This window comes from Citrobacter sp. CFNIH10 (assembly GCF_002934585.1).
Lineage (GTDB): Bacteria > Pseudomonadota > Gammaproteobacteria > Enterobacterales > Enterobacteriaceae > Citrobacter_A > Citrobacter_A amalonaticus.
Window position 1 is genome coordinate 977,809 of record NZ_CP026216.1, and the last position, 16,659, is coordinate 994,467.

15 protein-coding genes are annotated in these 16,659 nt (G+C 55.6%); 9 read left to right on the forward strand and 6 right to left on the reverse strand.

The features are described 5' to 3' along the window. The first annotated feature begins 391 nt into the window (after positions 1–391). Genes nikA through nikR form a run of 6 tightly spaced genes read left to right on the forward strand, consistent with a single transcriptional unit; the run spans position 392 to position 5,715 of the window. A complete protein-coding gene (gene nikA / locus C2U53_RS08195) occupies positions 392–1,966 on the forward strand; it encodes a nickel ABC transporter substrate-binding protein (protein WP_044253634.1) in 1,575 nt (524 codons plus the stop codon). Further along, positions 1,966–2,910, forward strand: a complete 945-nt coding sequence (gene nikB, locus C2U53_RS08200) for a nickel ABC transporter permease subunit NikB (protein WP_044253638.1) — start codon at positions 1,966–1,968, stop codon at positions 2,908–2,910. Before nikA ends, nikB begins: the two co-directional genes overlap by 1 nt. Further along, positions 2,907–3,740, forward strand: a complete 834-nt coding sequence (gene nikC / locus C2U53_RS08205; RefSeq protein ID WP_042998516.1) for a nickel ABC transporter permease subunit NikC — start codon at positions 2,907–2,909, stop codon at positions 3,738–3,740. Before nikB ends, nikC begins: the two co-directional genes overlap by 4 nt. After that, the gene (nikD, locus tag C2U53_RS08210) at positions 3,740–4,504 is read left to right on the forward strand and encodes a nickel import ATP-binding protein NikD (protein WP_044267273.1); all 765 of its coding nucleotides are present in this window, start codon (positions 3,740–3,742) and stop codon (positions 4,502–4,504) included. The genes nikC and nikD overlap by 1 nt, the downstream gene beginning before the upstream one ends. After that, positions 4,501–5,301: a nickel import ATP-binding protein NikE gene (gene nikE, locus C2U53_RS08215; RefSeq protein WP_044327557.1), complete on the forward strand. Its 801-nt coding sequence runs from the start codon at positions 4,501–4,503 to the stop codon at positions 5,299–5,301. The genes nikD and nikE overlap by 4 nt, the downstream gene beginning before the upstream one ends. A gap of 12 nt (positions 5,302–5,313) precedes the next feature. Then, complete coding sequence (gene nikR, locus C2U53_RS08220; protein WP_042323093.1) at positions 5,314–5,715, forward strand: nickel-responsive transcriptional regulator NikR; 402 nt, start codon at positions 5,314–5,316, stop codon at positions 5,713–5,715. Positions 5,716–5,808: 93 nt separating this feature from the next. On the opposite strand, the gene C2U53_RS08225 is transcribed toward nikR, so the two are convergent. The 3 genes from C2U53_RS08225 to C2U53_RS08235 are packed head-to-tail and all read right to left on the reverse strand — an operon-like array spanning position 5,809 to position 10,735. Then, entirely contained in the window at positions 5,809–6,933 is a 1,125-nt protein-coding gene (locus C2U53_RS08225) for an ABC transporter permease (RefSeq protein WP_044267268.1), read from the reverse strand. Beyond that, entirely contained in the window at positions 6,933–9,671 is a 2,739-nt protein-coding gene (gene rbbA, locus C2U53_RS08230; protein WP_104445791.1) for a ribosome-associated ATPase/putative transporter RbbA, read from the reverse strand. Before rbbA ends, C2U53_RS08225 begins: the two co-directional genes overlap by 1 nt. After that, positions 9,668–10,735, reverse strand: coding sequence for an HlyD family secretion protein (locus C2U53_RS08235; RefSeq protein WP_042998521.1), 1,068 nt, complete (start codon positions 10,733–10,735; stop codon positions 9,668–9,670). Before C2U53_RS08235 ends, rbbA begins: the two co-directional genes overlap by 4 nt. A 358-nt stretch (positions 10,736–11,093) precedes the next feature. On the opposite strand from C2U53_RS08235, the gene C2U53_RS08240 reads away from it, so the two are divergent. Genes C2U53_RS08240 through C2U53_RS08250 form a run of 3 tightly spaced genes read left to right on the forward strand, consistent with a single transcriptional unit; the run spans position 11,094 to position 13,471 of the window. Next, positions 11,094–11,501: a transposase gene (locus C2U53_RS08240; protein WP_021567585.1), complete on the forward strand. Its 408-nt coding sequence runs from the start codon at positions 11,094–11,096 to the stop codon at positions 11,499–11,501. Next, on the forward strand, positions 11,498–11,848 hold the full coding sequence (tnpB, locus tag C2U53_RS08245) for an IS66 family insertion sequence element accessory protein TnpB (protein WP_021567584.1): 351 nt from the start codon (positions 11,498–11,500) through the stop codon (positions 11,846–11,848). Before C2U53_RS08240 ends, tnpB begins: the two co-directional genes overlap by 4 nt. A gap of 30 nt (positions 11,849–11,878) precedes the next feature. Then, complete coding sequence (locus C2U53_RS08250) at positions 11,879–13,471, forward strand: IS66 family transposase (RefSeq protein WP_039264109.1); 1,593 nt, start codon at positions 11,879–11,881, stop codon at positions 13,469–13,471. A gap of 424 nt (positions 13,472–13,895) precedes the next feature. Here the strand turns inward: C2U53_RS08250 and pcoE are convergent, their stop codons facing one another. The 3 genes from pcoE to pcoR all read right to left on the reverse strand — a co-directional run bounded on the left by pcoE (position 13,896) and on the right by pcoR (position 16,625). Further along, positions 13,896–14,330, reverse strand: coding sequence for a copper resistance system metallochaperone PcoE (gene pcoE, locus C2U53_RS08255; RefSeq protein WP_000723069.1), 435 nt, complete (start codon positions 14,328–14,330; stop codon positions 13,896–13,898). A gap of 217 nt (positions 14,331–14,547) precedes the next feature. Beyond that, positions 14,548–15,948: a copper resistance membrane spanning protein PcoS gene (gene pcoS / locus C2U53_RS08260; RefSeq protein ID WP_001211180.1), complete on the reverse strand. Its 1,401-nt coding sequence runs from the start codon at positions 15,946–15,948 to the stop codon at positions 14,548–14,550. Further along, on the reverse strand, positions 15,945–16,625 hold the full coding sequence (gene pcoR / locus C2U53_RS08265; protein WP_001188930.1) for a copper response regulator transcription factor PcoR: 681 nt from the start codon (positions 16,623–16,625) through the stop codon (positions 15,945–15,947). Before pcoR ends, pcoS begins: the two co-directional genes overlap by 4 nt. Between the last annotated feature and the right edge of the window lie 34 nt (positions 16,626–16,659).

Below are 16,659 nucleotides of genomic sequence, written 5' to 3' on the forward strand. Positions count from 1 at the left end.
AAAGGGGCTACGCTTCACTATTGAAATCGACGGACTGCCGTTAATGGCCACGTCTGTCGCGGGGTACACTCTTTAGCAGTGCCACTTCTCCTTTGTTTTGGATGGGGATTCCCTGGTTCAGTTTCCATGATGAGTAATAAAGCAATCCTGATTCGTTTATGGAAAATAACCCGTTGTCACTCCGGCTGCCACTGTTCATGGCGAAAGCAACTCTGCAATACCTTTCATGCTTTGGCTGCCAAGCAGAGAATAATCCGCATCAAACATACGATTTTCGTATAATTCGCGTGTTTGACCGCTCTTCTCTTGATCCAGAACACGTCAAAAGTATGATGATTCTTTAGAATCGTCATACTCATAAAGTCGTACCTCTACATCATTCGGGATCACCATTTTGTCCAGACTACGCCGCACACTTTTTGCGCTGCTGGCCTGTGCGTCATTCCTTACGCACGCCGCTGCCACTGATGAAATTACGACCGCCTGGCCGGTCAACGTTGGGCCGCTTAACCCTCATCTGTATACCCCTAACCAAATGTTCGCCCAGAGCATGGTCTATGAGCCGCTGGTAAAGTATCAGGCCGATGGTTCGGTCATTCCGTGGCTGGCAAAAAGCTGGACCCACTCAGCGGATGGCAAAACCTGGACATTCACCCTGCGTGATGATGTGACCTTCTCAAATGGTGAAGCGTTCGACGCCCATGCGGCGGCGGAAAACTTCCGCGTGGTGCTCGATAACCGCCAGCGTCACGCCTGGCTGGAACTGGTCAATCAGATCGTCGACGTGAAAGCGCTCGACAAAAACCAGCTCCAAATCACCCTGAAAAGTGCCTATTACCCGTTCCTGCAAGAGCTGGCGCTGCCGCGCCCGTTCCGGTTTATCGCGCCGTCGCAATTTAAAGACAACGAAACGATGCGCGGTATTAAAGCGCCGATTGGCACGGGGCCGTGGGTACTGAAAGCGTCGAAGCTCAATCAGTACGATGTGCTGGTACGCAACGATCGCTACTGGGGTGAAAAACCACAGATTCAAAAAATTACCGTCAAAGTGATCCCGGATCCGACGACCCGCGCTGTCGCGTTTGAAACAGGCGACATCGACCTGTTATACGGTAACGAAGGGTTGTTGCCGCTCGATACCTTCGCCCGCTTCAGTCAGAACCCGAACTACCGCACCCAGCTTTCTCAGCCGATTGAAACGGTAATGCTGGCACTCAACTCAGCAAAAGCACCGACCAATGAGCTGGCGGTACGTGAAGCGCTGAACTATGCGGTGAACAAGAAATCATTGATCGACAATGCGCTGTACGGCACGCAGCAGGTCGCCGACACGCTGTTTGCACCTACCGTTCCTTATGCCAACGTTGGCCTGAAGCCACGTCAGTACGACCCGCAGCAGGCGAAAGATCTGCTTGAAAAAGCCGGCTGGACGCTACCCGCCGGCAAAGACATTCGTGAGAAGAACGGCCAACCGCTGCGCATTGAGCTGTCATTCATTGGCACCGACGCGCTGAGCAAATCGATGGCGGAAATTATTCAGGCCGATATGCGCCAGATTGGCGTTGATGTTGCACTTATTGGCGAAGAAGAGAGCAGTATTTATGCCCGCCAGCGCGACGGACGCTTCGGAATGATCTTCAACCGCACCTGGGGCGCGCCGTACGATCCGCACGCCTTTATGAGTTCGATGCGCGTGCCGTCACATGCGGATTACCAGGCTCAGCAGGGGTTAGCTGACAAAGCGTTAATTGATAAAGAGATTGGTGAAGTACTGGAAACCACCGACGACACCCAGCGTCAGGCGCTGTACAAAGACATCCTGACCCGTCTGCACAACGACGCGGTCTATCTGCCCATCAGCTATGTCTCGATGATGGTGGTCGCCAGACCTGAACTGGGCACAATTCCGTATGCGCCTATCGCCTCTGAAATCCCGTTTGAACAGATTAAACCGGTGAAACCCTGATGTTGCGTTATGTACTGCGGCGCATTCTGCTGCTGATTCCGATGATTTTCGCCGCCTCGGTGATTATCTTTCTGATGCTGCGCCTGGGCACCGGCGACCCGGCGCTCGACTATCTGCGCTTATCGAACCTGCCGCCGACGCCGGAAATGGTGGCCTCAACCCGCGTGATGCTGGGCCTTGATCAGCCGCTTGTCGTGCAGTACGGCACCTGGCTGTGGAAGGCGCTGCATCTGGATTTTGGCATCTCGTTCGCCACCCAGCGCCCGGTGCTGGATGACATGCTGAATTTCCTGCCCGCGACGCTGGAGCTGGCGGGCGCGGCGCTGGTGCTGATCCTGCTGACTTCCGTGCCGCTCGGTATCTGGGCGGCGCGTCACCGCGACCGTCTGCCGGATTTCGTCGTGCGACTGATTGCCTTCCTCGGCGTGTCGATGCCGAACTTCTGGCTCGCCTTCCTGTTAGTGATGTTCTTTTCGGTCTGGCTGCAATGGCTGCCCGCAATGGGCTACGGCGGCTGGCAGCATCTTATTTTACCCGCGGTGTCGATCGCCTTTATGTCCCTGGCGATCAACGCCCGACTCCTGCGCGCCAGCATGTTAGAAGTCGCCGGGCAGCGTCACGTCACCTGGGCGCGTTTGCGCGGGTTGAACGACAAACAAACCGAGCGCCGCCATATTTTGCGTAATGCGTCGCTGCCGGTCGTCACCGCGGTCGGGATGCACATCGGCGAACTGATTGGCGGGACGATGATTATCGAGAACATCTTTGCCTGGCCGGGCGTCGGCCGCTATGCCGTGTCGGCGATATTTAACCGCGACTACCCGGTGATTCAGTGCTTTACGCTGATGATGGTGGTGGTCTTCGTGGTCTGTAACCTGATTGTTGATCTGCTGAACGCCGCGCTGGACCCACGCATTCGTCGTCATGAAGGAGCGCACTCGTGAACTTTTTCCTCTCTTCACGCTGGTCGGTTCGTCTGGCCATGATTGTCATCGCCCTGCTGGCGGTGATTGCGCTGACCAGCCAGTGGTGGCTGCCGTATGATCCGCAAGCGATCGATTTACCCTCGCGCCTGTTGGCCCCGGACAGCCAGCACTGGCTGGGTACGGACCATCTGGGACGCGACATTTTCTCTCGCCTGCTGGCGGCGACCCGCGTGTCGCTGGGTTCGGTGATGGCCTGTCTGCTGCTCGTGCTGGCGCTGGGACTGATTGTTGGCGGCAGCGCTGGACTGCTGGGTGGTCGTGTCGATCAAGCCACCATGCGCGTCGCCGATATGTTTATGACCTTCCCGACCTCCATTCTGTCGTTCTTCATGGTCGGCGTGTTGGGCACGGGACTCACCAACGTGATTATCGCCATCGCCCTGTCACACTGGGCGTGGTATGCGCGGATGGTGCGCAGCCTGGTCATCTCTCTGCGTCAGCGCGAGTTTGTTCTCGCATCACGGCTTTCCGGCGCAGGTCATGTCCGGGTATTCATCGACCATCTGGCCGGGGCGGTGATCCCGTCTTTGCTGGTGCTGGCCACGCTGGATATTGGACATATGATGCTGCACGTTGCCGGGATGTCTTTCCTCGGCCTTGGCGTGACAGCACCGACGGCGGAATGGGGGGTGATGATTAACGACGCCCGCCAGTATATCTGGACTCAGCCGCTGCAAATGTTCTGGCCGGGGCTGGCGCTGTTTATCACCGTGATGGCCTTCAACATGGTGGGTGACGCCCTGCGCGATCACCTGGATCCTCATCTGATCACGGAGCATGCCCACTGATGCCACAGCACATTGAACTGCAAAACATCGCTTTAGTGGCCGATCGCCCGCTGGTGCACGGTGTGTCGTTAACGCTCAAACGCGGACGTGTGCTGGCGCTGGTGGGTGGCAGCGGTAGCGGTAAATCATTGACCTGCGCGGCGGCGCTTGGGATTTTGCCCGCTGGTGTGCGCCAGACAAACGGAACGCTGCTCGCTGACGGCAAACCGGTGTCGCCTCGATCCCTGCGTGGGTTCAAAATTGCCACCATTATGCAAAATCCGCGCAGCGCGTTTAATCCCCTGCATACGATGGCGACCCACGCACGGGAAACCTGTCAGGCGTTGGGTAAACCGGCAGATGACGCCACGCTCGTCAACGCCCTGCAAGCCGTGGGCCTGGAGCAGGCCGATCGCGTGCTGAAGCTCTACCCGTTCGAGATGAGCGGCGGCATGCTACAACGCATGATGATCGCGATGGCGGTACTGTCCGATGCGCCGTTTATCATCGCCGATGAGCCGACCACCGATCTGGATGTGGTGGCACAGGCGCGCATCCTCGATCTGCTGGAGAGCATTATGCAGAGCCGAGCACCGGGCATGCTGTTGGTGACTCACGATATGGGTGTGGTCGCGCGACTGGCCGACGATGTGGCAGTGATGGATAACGGAAACATCGTCGAACAGGGTGACGTGGAAACCCTGTTCAGGGCACCCCAACACGCCATCACCCGCGGTCTGGTGTCGGCACATCTCGCCCTGTACGGTATGGAGTTAGCCTCATGACTTTACTCAGCGTCACAGACCTTTCTCATCAGTACGCCCACGCCAGCCTGGGCGGAAAACATCAGCATCAGCAGGTGCTGAAAGCGGTCTCTTTGCATCTGAAAAGCGGCGAAACCGTTGCCCTGTTAGGGCGCAGCGGCTGCGGAAAAAGCACGTTAGCGCGTCTGCTGGTCGGTCTGGAATCGCCCAGTCAGGGAAGCGTAAGCTGGCGCGGTGAACCGCTGGCAAAACTGAACCGGGCTAAACAAAAAGCGTTTCGCCGCGATATCCAGATGGTCTTTCAGGATTCCATTAGCGCAGTGAATCCGCGTAAAACCGTCTGTGAGATCCTGCGTGAGCCGATGCGTCATTTACTCTCGTTGTCCAAAGCCGAACAGCTGGCGCGGGTACGCGAGATGCTTCGCGCCGTCGATCTGGAGGAAAACCTGCTGGATAAACGTCCGCCACAGCTCAGCGGCGGTCAGCTCCAGCGCGTCTGTCTGGCCCGCGCACTGGTGGTAGAGCCGAAACTGTTGATTCTCGATGAAGCGGTGTCGAATCTCGATCTGGTGTTGCAGGCAGGCGTCATTCGTCTGCTCAAAAAAATACAGCAGCAGTTTGGTACCGCCTGCCTGTTTATCACCCACGATCTGCGGCTGGTGGAACGATTTTGCCATCGTGTGATGGTGATGGAGGACGGGCAGATCGTTGAGACACAGACTGTGGGTGAGGCATTAACCTTTTCCTCCGAGGCCGGTCGTGTGCTACAAAAGGCGGTACTCCCCGCATATCCCGTGCGCCGTCGCGCCATTTCGTAAGGTTGATATCTGATGCAACGAGTCACCATCACGCTTGATGACGATTTACTGGAAACGCTGGATAGCCTGAGCCAGCGCCGTGGTTACAACAACCGCTCCGAAGCCATTCGTGACATTCTGCGCGGCGCGCTGGCGCAGGAAACCACGCAAGAGCACGGCACCCAGGGCTTTGCGGTGCTCTCCTACGTGTATGAACATGAGAAGCGTGATTTAGCCAGTCGCATTGTCTCCACGCAGCACCATCACCATGATTTGTCCGTCGCCACACTGCATGTGCATATCAACCATGACGACTGTCTGGAGATTGCCGTCCTGAAAGGCGACATGGGCGATGTTCAACATTTTGCCGATGATGTTATCGCCCAGCGCGGCGTGCGCCACGGCCATTTGCAGTGTTTGCCGAAGGAAGAGTAAGCCTCAACGATGCCGCCGGGGGCGCTGCGCTTGCCCGGCCTGCCTTTGCACTCCCGTAGGCCGGATAAGACATCGTCGCCATCCGGCATCTGATTACGCCATCGTGCCAATCGTCTTTCTGAACCGCAGCAATGCGATCAGGAAGAACGCCGCACCAATGGCGAGAAGCGTCAGAAACTGCGGCCAGACAATGCTGAACCCGGCGCCGCGATAGAGTATGGCCTGCGCAAGACTGACAAAATGCGTCGTTGGCATCGTCAGCATGATGTCCTGCACCGCCTGCGGCATGCTTTCGCGCGGCGTGGAGCCGCCGGAAAGCATTTGCAGAGGCAAAAGCACCAGAATCATCAACAGCCCCAGTTGCGGCATGGAGCGCGCCAGCGTACCCATAAAAATGCCGATCGACGTGGTGGCGAACAGACTCAGCGCCACACCCAACATGAACAGCGGAATGGACCCTTCAATTGGCACGCCGAGCGCCCCTTTCACCATCAACATCAGCGACAGCCCCGAGACCACCAGCACCACCAGTCCCATTGACCAGACTTTCGCCATCATGATCTCAAACGGGGTGATCGGCATCACCAGCAGGTGTTCCACCGTACCGTGTTCACGTTCGCGTATCAGCGCCGAACCGGTTAGCACAATCGCCAGCATGGTGATGTTATTGATGATCGCCATCACCCCGCCAAACCACGCCGGTTCAAGGTTCGGGTTGAAGCGCATTCGGGTCTCCAGCGAAACCAGCGGTTCACTGTTATCGCGATAACGCGCGACAAAACTGTTCACTTCGCCGCTGATGATATTCTGGATGTAGCTGTTACCAGTGAACGCCTGGCTCATGCGCGTGGCGTCAACATTCACCTGAATATCGGGTTGCCTTCCGGCCAGCACGTCCCGTTGAAAGTTAGGCGGAATATTGACCGCAAAGGTATAGCGACCCGCATCCAGCCCGGCATCCATCTCATCGGCGGTGATCATCTCCGGCGGTAAAAACCACGGACGGTAGAAGCTGTTGACGATACGGTTCGAGAGTTGAGACTGGTCCATATCGGCAATGGCAATCGGCGCGAGATGCAGCGACCCCGGCAGCACGGTCGCGGAGGAGTACACCGAGACGGTAAAGGCAAACACGATCAGCGTCAGCATCGCCTTATCGCCCAACAGACTGCGCAACTCCTTGATGCCTAAATTATAAATATTGCGTAGTCGGCGCATCACCCCTCCTGTTTTTTCAGCAACAGCACGCTCAGCCCCATCACCACCGGAATGGCGATCAGCAGCGGTACAAACAGCGGCCAGAGATCGGTGAGATCTAATGCTTTCGAGAATGTGCCCCGGGCGATCGTCAGGAAATGGCTGGTTGGATAGATCTCGCCGATCCACCGTCCCGGTCCTTCCAGCGACGCCACCGGATCGATCATCCCGGAGAACTGCGTCGCCGGGATCAGGGTAATGATGGACGTGCCAAAAATCGCCGCAATCTGACTCTTCATGAACGTGGAGATCAGCAGCCCCATTCCCGTGGCGATGGTGACATACAATAGCGCGGCCAGGCTGAGCGTGAGGAAACTGCCCTTGTGCGGTACGCCAAACACAAACACCGACAGGGCGCACAGCAGCAGGAAGTTCAGCATCCCCAGCGCGATATACGGCAACTGTTTACCGAGCAAAAATTCACTGCGGGTGGTGGGCGTGACATACAGATTGATGATCGACCCCAGTTCTTTTTCCCGCACCACGCTCAGTGCGCTCAGCATCGACGGGATCATCATCAGCAACAGCGGAATGACCGCCGGAACAATCGCTGGCAGACTTTTCACATCCGGGTTGTAGCGATAGCGTGTTTCAATGGTCATGAGTCCACTCTGCCCTACTGGCATCGGCTGGCGGCTCGCCACGTCCTGTAGCCAGCTCTGGTGCATCGCCTGCACGTAGCCTTTTACCGTCTCGGCACGGCTGGGCATGGCGCCATCCACCCAGACGCCAATCTCCACCGGCGTCCCGCGCGCAATGTCACGACCAAAGTTAGGTGGGATTTCGATGGCTACTGCCACCTCGCCGGAACGCATCCGCCGGTCGAGATCGTCATAGCTGGTCAACGGCGGTTGTTCAATGAAGTAGCGTGAGCCTGCCAGATTCAATGACCAGGCCTGGCTGCTGACGGTTTGATCGCGATCGAGCACGGCAAAACGCAGGTTTTCGACGTCCATGCTGATGCCGTAACCCATGATCAGCATCAGGATCACCGTGCCCAGCAGCGCCAGCGTCGAACGCACCGGATCGCGCCTCAGTTCCAGCGCTTCGCGACGACTGTAGCTGAACAATCGCCGCAGGCTGAATCCCTGACGCGGTGGTTTCGCCTCTTCATGCTTTGTGTCCACCGGCACAGAGGTTTCAGGCGCCGGGCCCGCAGCCTCCTGGAGCCAGGAGATAAACGCCTCTTCAAGGCTTGCAGCCCCGCGCCGCTCAACCAGTTCCTGCGGCGTACCGCTGGCGAGCACTTTTCCGGCATGCATTAACGACATACGGTCACAGCGCTCAGCTTCGTTCATAAAGTGAGTGGAGATAAAAATGGTCACTTTGTCCTGACGCGACAAATCGACCATCAATTGCCAGAACATGTCCCTCGCCACCGGGTCAACGCCGGAGGTCGGTTCGTCGAGGATCAACATTTCCGGGCGATGGATCACCGCCACTGCCAGCGACAGCCGCTGTCGAATGCCTAGCGGGAGCGACTCGGGCAACGAATCCTCAACCTCCGCCAGCATAAAACGTTCGCTCATCTCCTGAACGCGTCGGGGGATTTCCGCTTCCGGGATGTGAAACAACCGGGCGTGGAGTTCAAGGTTCTGTCGAACGGTCAGCTCGCTGTACAGCGAAAACGCCTGCGACATGTAGCCCACCCGGCGGCGGGTGTCGATATCCTTCGGATCGACCGGTTGACCGAACAGCCAGGCCTCCCCTTCACTGGCAGGCAGCAGCCCGGTCAGCATCTTCATGGTGGTCGATTTACCGCAGCCGTTGGAACCGAGGAAGCCAAAAATCTCCCCACGCGGGATGCGGAAGTTGACGTGATCGACGGCGACAAAATTGCCAAAGCGCATGGTCAGGTCTTTTGCCTCAATGGCGATCTCTTCCTGCTCTGCGTGATACGGCGGAATCACCACCGGCTGATACGCCTGCCGCTGCGCCTGCGGTAACAGGGCGATAAACGCCTGCTCCAGCGTCGCGCTGGCGGTTTTATCGCGGAGTTCCTGCGCGCTGCCGGTCGCCAGCACCTCGCCTGCGTTCATCGCCACCAGCCAGTCGAAACGCTCGGCCTCTTCCATATACGCCGTCGCCACCAGCACACTCATGTTGGTCTGCCGCTGACGAATATTCTCTATCAGATCCCAGAACTGGGCGCGAGACAGGGGATCAACGCCGGTGGTCGGTTCATCCAGTATCAATAATTCCGGGTCATGGATCAGCGCACAGCACAGACCCAACTTCTGTTTCATCCCGCCCGAGAGTTTCCCCGCGGGACGATCGCGAAACGGCGCCAGACCGGTGCTGTTCAGTAACTCCGTAATCCGCGCTTCGCGCTCGGCTTTGTCATGACCGAACAAACGGGCGAAGAAGTCGACGTTCTCATACACCGACAACGTGTGATACAGGTTTTTTCCCAGGCCCTGCGGCATCCACGCAATACGCGGGCAGACGTCACGACGGTGTTTCGGATCGCGCATATCGCCGCCCAACACCATGACGTTGCCTTGCTCAATCACCCGGGCACCGGAAATGAGCGACAGCAGGCTTGATTTCCCCACGCCGTCGGGGCCGATCAACCCCACCATGCAGCGCGCGGGGATATCCAGCGTGATGTTATTCAGCGCCACCGTGGTCCCGTAATGCTGACTCACGCCGTCAAGGTGCGCCACGGGAGGAACGGGAACCAGCGCCAGAGCGGTCATTGCGGCAACCTCACCGCCAGCGAGTCAGGCCAGGGAAGCTGTTCGTTCAGTCTCACCCACGCCATGCCTGGCAAGCCGGTTTTGACATATTCCAGATGCTGCTGGAGTAATTCAGGGGGGATCCGCGCCTTGACGCGAAACATCAGCTTCAGGCGCTCATCGCTGGTTTCAACGGTTTTCGGCGTGAACTGCGCGACGCTGGCGACAAAACTGATCGTGGCGGGAATACGCAGGTCCGGCGCGGCATCAAGCACCAGACGGGCTTCACCGCCAATTTTCAGCAGACCTGCTTGTTCGGTGGGCAGAAAGAATGTCATGTAAACATCGCTGAGATCGACCATATTCAGCACCCGACCGCCCGCCGCCAGTACTTCTCCCGGCTCCGCCACGCGGTACTGAACCCGGCCATCACGCGGGGCTTTAAGCTCGCTGTCTTCGATATCCGCGACAATCCGCCGTTCAGTCGCCTGCGCGGCGTCGACGCGGGTTTGCGCCTGGATAATGCTGGTGCGCGCAGCTTCAATCGCTGCTTTCGTCGCAGAGACCTGCGCCTTTGCCGACTCCAGCGCCGCGCGTGCGCTTTCCGCGGCGGCACGATCGTCATCCAGTTGTTGCGCCGAGACCGCGCCACGCTGGGAGAGCGAGCGGGAACGGACGTGACGTTTGGAGACGGAATCCAGCTCGGCTTCACGCTGTTTCACTACCGACTGGGCAGCGCGGGTTTCGCTTTGCCGCTGTTCGAGCAGCGCCCGTGCAGCCGCCACGGCGCTTTCGGCCTCTTTGATTTGTGCGATGGCTTCCAGCCGTTGCTCCTGCAACACGCGGGTATCCATCTTCGCCAGCACTTCGCCCTGGCGAACGAACTGCCCCTCAGTCACGAGGATGGTATCAATACGTCCGGCGATTTTGGTGGCAATGTCCACTTCCGTCGCCTCGATTCTGCCGTTGCTGGCAGCAAAACCGTCCGGTACGCCTGCGGGCCGTAGACCCCACCACACGCCAGCAGCGATCACCACCAGTGCGCCCACAACCCACCACGTCAGATGACGTTTAATGTTGTCCATAATCGACCCGCCATAATCCCTGTTAGAAAACAATGCGTGTCACAAAACCCCACTGAACGGGCGTTCAGCGGTATCTTCCCTCCGGGATGAGAAGGAAAAAGTGAGAGTAGCCGGGCGGCGTACAGACGTCATGACTGCGCTCGCCGTGAAGGAAAGTGAATGACAGAGAAGTGCGAAAAACGGGTAGTAATGTTGTCATCATCAGCGTTCCTGGCCGTAAATGAAACACGCATACTCATAGCTAGTATCAATGGAATACTAGCATCATTATGGTAAGCGTCAAGCCACTGCCGCCTGTTGCGATTACTAACGATTGACGATGATAGAGTCCTCTTATTAACGTTAATGGACTCTATCAATGTCAAACACTCTTCAGCCCCGCAGGGCGCGGGCGTCCTACTCAATGGACTTTAAGCTGGCTCTCGTCGAAAAGTCATATCAGCCTGGAGCCTGTGTTGCCCGGTTGGCGCGGGATAATGGAATTAATGACAATCTGCTGTTTACCTGGCGCCAGCGTTACAGACATCTTCTGCCCGATGAAATACAACGGTCAATCAGAGAGCAAGACTCTGTTATCCCCGTTGTCCTGCCTGATATGGCCCTGTCACACCATGCTGAGCCGCACTATGAACCCGCCGCTCCAGCCTGCCGCGAGGCCATGACATGCGAGGTGACTGTCGGCGGTGCCAGCCTGCGTCTGTCCGGGGATTTATCACCTGCACTTCTGAAAACGCTGATCCGCGAGCTGACCGGGAGGAGCCGATGATACCCTTACCGTCAGGCACTCGTATCTGGCTGGTTGCCGGGGTCACCGATATGCGTAAGTCCTTCAATGGTCTGGGCGAACTGGTCCAGCATGTTCTTGATGACAATCCGTTCTCCGGCCACCTGTTTATCTTCCGTGGTCGTAAAGGTGACACCGTGAGGATCCTCTGGGCTGATGCTGACGGTCTGTGTCTGTTTACCAAACGTCTGGAAGAGGGACAGTTCGTCTGGCCTGCTGTACGCGACGGCAAAATCGCCATCACCCGCTCACAACTCGCCATGCTCCTCGATAAGCTGGACTGGCGGCAACCTAAAACTGCACGCCTTAACTCACTGACGATGTTGTAAAAAGCGCATGACCGCATTATAAATGGGGTCATGAGTCAGGACTATCTCGCCCGTATCGCTGCGCTGGAAGACGCGCTTCGCCAGAAAGACAGCCAGCTCAGTCTCGTTGCTGAGACTGAGTCGTTCCTGCGTTCGGCGCTGGCCCGCGCAGAAGAGAAAATAGAGAACGAAGAGCGTGAAATAGAATATCTGCGGGCTCAGATAGAAAAACTGCGCCGAATGCTGTTCGGTACCCGTTCAGAAAAGCTACGCCGGCAGGTCGAAGAAGCCGAAGCCCTGCTGAAACAGCAGGAGCAGCAAAGCGATCGTTACAACGGCCGGGACAATGATCAGCAGGTTCCGCGTCAGTTGCGCCAGTCCCGTCATCGTCGCCCGTTACCGGAACATCTTCCCCGCGAAATAAACAGACTGGAGCCAGCTGAAACCAGCTGTCCTGGTTGCGGTAGTGATATGGCCTATCTCAGCGAAGTCAGCGCGGAGCAACTGGAGCTGGTCTCCAGCGCCCTGAAAGTGATCCGCACGGTCAGAGTGAAAAAGGCCTGTACCCGATGCGACTGCGTCGTTGAAGCGCCAGCGCCCTCACGTCCTATCGACCGGGGCATCGCCGGGCCGGGTCTGCTGGCCCGCGTGTTAACGGCCAAATACTGTGAACACCTGCCGCTGTATCGCCAGTGCGAAATCTTTGCCCGTCAGGGTGTGGATCTGAGTCGTGCGCTGCTCTCCAACTGGGTGGATGCGTGCTGCCGGTTAATGGCCCCGCTGGATGAAGCCCTCTACCACTACGTGATGGACTGCCGCAAACTGCATACGGATGACACTCCGGTGCCCGTGCTGGCGCCGGGCAGAAAGAAGACGAAAACCGGGCGTATCTGGACATATGTCCGTGATAACAGAAGCGCGGGTTCATCAGATCCGCCAGCGGCATGGTTCGCCTTCTCACCGGACCGACAGGGGAAACACCCTCAGCAACATCTTCGGCACTATCATGGCGTGCTGCAGGCAGATGCCTTCGCAGGGTACGACAGGTTGTTCAGCGCAGAGCGTGAAGGTGGCCCGTTGACAGAAGCGGCATGCTGGGCTCATGCGCGGCGCAAAATCCATGACGTCTATATCAGCACCCGGACGGCCACAGCAGAGGAGGCTCTGAAGCGCATCAGTGAGTTATACGCGATAGAAGAGGAAATACGCGGCCTTCCGGCATCTCAGCGGCTGGCCGCCAGACGGTCCCGAAGTAAACCGTTGCTGATATCCCTGCATGACTGGTTGGTGGAGAAAAGAGCCACTCTGTCGAAAAAATCCCGGTTAGGCGAGGCGTTCGCTTATGCACTGAACCAGTGGGATGCCCTGTGTTACTACTGCGATGATGGTCTGGCAGAGCCGGATAATAACGCTGCTGAGCGCGCGCTACGAGCGGTCTGTCTGGGCAAGAAAAACTACATCTTCTTCGGCAGTGATCATGGTGGTGAACGTGGTGCCCTGCTGTATGGTCTGATCGGAACGTGCAGGCTGAACGGTATCGATCCAGAGGGTTACCTTCGCCATATCCTGAGCGTATTGCCGGAGTGGCCCATCAACAAAGTGGCCGAACTGCTGCCATGGAACGTAGATCTCACCAATAAATAGCCGTCAATACGGCGCTCACTTAACGCTTACTCATTATGGGTGATGTCTATTCGCTTATGGTTGGTAATGATATACAGGGTGAATGACTTACTCCCCGGCTGTGTAGAGACATTAAAGTTGTATCCTTTAACCTGAAAAAGACTTTAAAGTTGTAAAGTTTTAAAAAAAACACATACAAAACATGATGCTAAGTGTGTATCACACGCTGTTCCAACATTATGCCTTGATGTTCTTGCAGGAACTGCAATTTACAGGAGGAAAAAGGTGTTTTTGTAGTTATCTGGCGTTACGTGACAGTGTTGGTCAGATACTTCCACCTCTTCAGAGTTAAAGTTTGATATATGGGAAAAAAAAACGCTCCCGGACGGGAGCGTAAGCCAGTGACTTCGGCGTCAAATGAGGGTCTAACAAGTGGAGCTGCGGGTTAATTCTGGGTGATCTGACTGCGATGCTTATCAGCCTGCTGCTGGTGAACAACGGAAGACTGACCATTATTCGCCTTCTCATGTACAGCTGCGGCCTTCTCATGCTCGCTCATTTCAGAAAATGACTTTGCTGTTTCGTTGGTAGCTCCGGGTTTAGCTTTCATCATTTTTTTATGCATTTCAGCCATGTCCTGGTGGGCAGCAGAATTGCTGTTTTGCATCATGTCATGGGACATTGCGGCCTGATCGTGACTGCTCATATCCATCATTGTCATGCTGTCTCCCTGAATTGCACTTTTTTCAGCAGATGACTGCATCTGGTGGGCAGGTGCCTGTGCATTATTTACCTGGTCATGCATGTTCATTGTCTCTGCAGCCATGGCAGATGAAGCGGCAGCCATAATGGCAACAAATGATACGAGAATCTTTTTCATGGTTGGGTCTCCGGTGTTTACATACCCAAACAATCAATGGCTTATAACAGAGAAAGCAGTTGATCTCAGGGCGGGTTAATCATCACTCCAGGAACCAGGTGATTGTGTTATCACGCTGCTCCTGATTTATGAATAATTATAAAAAACCGCCTCTGTTTATCGCGTGACTGAATGATGACAATTTTGTCACCTTCCAGGTTTCTCCTGAACAACGGGATTAATCCATTAACAGGCGCACTTTGAACACAATTTCACGCCCCTGCTGTTCTGCTGACAGCTCGCCGCCGTGAGCATGAATGATCGACCTTGTAATTGATAATCCCAGCCCCGCGCCTTCCGTGTTGTAGAACCTTGATGAGTCTGCGCGATAGAACCGGTCAAACAAACGTTCCAGATTAGCGGGAACCTGGCCGGACATCGTATTCGTAATCATCACGTTCACACAGTCACTGTCACGCTCAAGGTGTATCGCTGTACAGGTGTTATCGGGAGAATACTTGATTGCATTGGAAAGCAGGTTACTGAAAGCACGTCGGAGCATATCGCTGTCTCCGGCAACAACGCCCTCTCCTTCAACCGTGATTGTCTTTCCTGTTTCGTCTGCCAGGGGCTCGAACAACTCACGTAATTCATTCAGTTCGGCTGCCAGATCCACATCATGTTTATCCAGCCGCAGCAGACCATGCTCTGAACGTGCCAGAAAAAGCATGTCACTGGTCATTCGTGACAACCTTTTCAGTTCTTCCAGGTTAGCGAATAAAATTTCGCGGTAATGCGAAACATCCCTTTCCTTAGCCAGTGCAAACTGCGTCTGCATCATCAGATTACTGACTGGTGTGCGCAGCTCATGCGCGATGTCAGACGAGAAATCTGACAGTTTCCGGAATGCCCCCTCCAGGCGATCAAACATATTATTGAACTCCTGCATGGTCTCAGAGATTTCCGGCGGAGCCAGATCGGGATTTAGACGCTGATCCAGGCTGTGTACGGTCATGGAGGAAGCCAGACTGGTCATTTCCCGTAGCGGTTTCAGACCAATACGTGTGGTCAGCCAGCCCAGAAAAACAGAAATAAAGACCAGACCGATATTGAACCAGAACAGCCAGGTACTGAGTTTGTCCATAAACAGGGTGTGATACCCAGTATCCGTGGCAACCGTAATGATGACATGTTTGCTTTTACCCTGTTCCGGCGTCACGGCAACCCGCCGCGAGATACTGCGGTACACGGTGTTATTTTCTTCCGTCTGGATCATATAGTCGAGAATATCACCCGACTTATTAAGCAGGACCGCTGGAACAACAGAATTTTTGGCATAGAGTTCAACAATTTTTTCATTTTCCATGTTTTTTATAGAAATGAATAAGCCATTGTGCCCCACCATCGCATCGTTTATTTTTTCTGATAATGACTTAATATCCGTTTTGTTCCTGAACGTCTCTGTTTTAAGAAACTCTTCGGTGAGCTGAAGTTTACCTGTCAGAAAATCGCGGTCCTGATTATCGAAATAGCCATTAAGGGTGCTAATCAGGATAAAACTTGATAACCACCATACCGTAAGCATCACCGCAGAAAAAATCAGGCTCAGGCGTGTGGTCAGGGAAATTTTGAACCTCACTCTTCTCTGATCTCCAGGACATATCCGGCACCGCGAACGGTATGGATCAGTTTTGGCTCAAAGTCATCATCAATTTTACTTCTCAGACGTCTCACGGCGACATCAATCACATTCGTATCACTGTCAAAATTCATGTTCCAGACCAGGGACGAGATAAGACTCCTGGGTAACACTTCTCCGGTGCGTTGCAGCAGCAACTCAAGCAGAACGTATTCTTTACCGGTGAGATGGATCTTCTTCCCCGAACGGATCACGGTCCGGCGCACCATATCAACGGTCATATCGGCGATGGTGCAGACTGTTGCGGCCTGCGAGCGTGCCCGGCGCAGTAGGGTTCTTACACGTGCAACCAGCTCCGTAAAATCAAAGGGCTTAATCAGGTAGTCATCTGCGCCAAGCTCCAGTCCTTTCACTTTGTCCCGCACGTTGTCCTTTGCGGTTAAAAACAGGACCGGTTCTTCGTGCCCGGACTCCCTCAGTGCGCTGATGATTTGCCACCCGTCGAGGAAAGGCAGCATCACGTCCAGTATTATCAAATCATACTGTCCCTTCGACGCGGCCCCGAGACCATCGCGGCCATTATTAAAGAGATCGGCCTGATAGCCTTCCTCAACCAGTCCCTGCTGCAGGTAACGACCTGTTTTTTGTTCGTCTTCAACGATTAAAATACGCTGCATGGTCAACTCGCTGATATGAAAGTAAAAATCTCAC